The 1301-nt window shown below is 63.6% G+C and carries 1 protein-coding gene; it reads left to right on the plus strand.

Annotated features, from left to right (window positions below; all coding sequences use genetic code 11):
- Positions 1 to 1301, plus strand: a 1301-nt coding sequence (locus NDO48_RS28995; RefSeq protein WP_267322884.1) for a UDP-glucose dehydrogenase family protein, incomplete at both ends; no start/stop codon positions are given.

The following is a 1301-nucleotide window of genomic DNA, read 5'->3' on the forward strand; positions in this document are numbered from 1 at the left end:
ATGAATCTGACTGTTTTCGGCATTGGCTATGTTGGTTTGGTACAGGCGGCGGTGCTGGCCGAGGTCGGGCATGACGTCGTCTGCGTCGATATCGATGCAGCCAAGGTCGAGCGGCTGAACCAGGGTTTCATCCCGATCTTCGAGCCCGGGCTGGAGGCTTTGGTGCGCGAGAACCACGCTGCCGGCCGTATCGTTTTCACCACCGATGCGGCGATGGCCGTGCGCCATGGCGAGATCCAGATGATCGCTGTCGGCACGCCGCAAGGCGAGGATGGCTCGGCGGACTTGAAATATGTGCTGTCGGTGGCCGATGCGATCGGCCGCGAGATGGACGAGCCCAAGATCGTCGTCGGCAAGTCGACCGTGCCAGTCGGCACCGCCGACAAGGTGCGCGAAGCGATTGCGGCGGCGCTGAAGGCGCGCGGGCGGGACGATCTCGCCTTCGACGTCGTCTCCAATCCGGAATTCCTGAAGGAAGGCTCGGCGGTTGCCGACTGCATGAAGCCCGACCGCATCATCGTCGGCACCGAGAGCGAAAACTCCGAAGCGGTGATGCGCGAGCTCTACGCGCCGTTCAACCGCAACCATGAGAAGATCATCGTCATGGACGTGCGCTCGGCCGAGTTCACCAAATACGCCGCCAATTGCATGCTGGCGACCAAGATCAGCTTCATGAACGAGATGGCCAATCTCGCTGAGCTGCTCGGTGCCGACATCGAGGAGGTGCGCAAGGGCATCGGCTCGGACCCGCGCATCGGCTACCACTTCATCTATCCCGGCCTCGGCTATGGCGGCTCGTGTTTCCCCAAGGATGTGCGCGCGCTGATCCGCACGGCCGAAGACGTCGGTTTCGAGCCGCTGCTCTTGCAGTCGGTCGAAGACCGCAACAACGCCCAGAAGGCGGTGCTGTTCGACAAGGTGAAGGCGCATTTCAACGGCGATCTCCAGGGAAAGACCTTTGCGCTGTGGGGGCTGTCGTTCAAGCCCAACACCGACGACATGCGCGAGGCGCCGGCCCGCGTGCTGATGGAAGCGCTGTGGGCCGCAGGCGCCAAGGTCCAGGCCTACGATCCCGAGGCGATGAACGAAGCGCAGCAAATCTACGGCCAGCGCGACGACCTTCTGCTGTGCGGCACCAAGGAGGCGGCCCTGCGCGGGGCGGACGCGCTGCTGATCGCCACAGAATGGAAGAACTTCCGGGCGCCGTCCTTCGAGCTGATCAGGCAGCAGCTCTCGACAGCCGTCATCTTCGACGGGCGAAATCTCTACGACCCGGCGGTCGTCGCCCGCCACGGCATCAC

This window comes from Aminobacter sp. MET-1 (assembly GCF_026521175.1).
GTDB lineage: Bacteria > Pseudomonadota > Alphaproteobacteria > Rhizobiales > Rhizobiaceae > Aminobacter.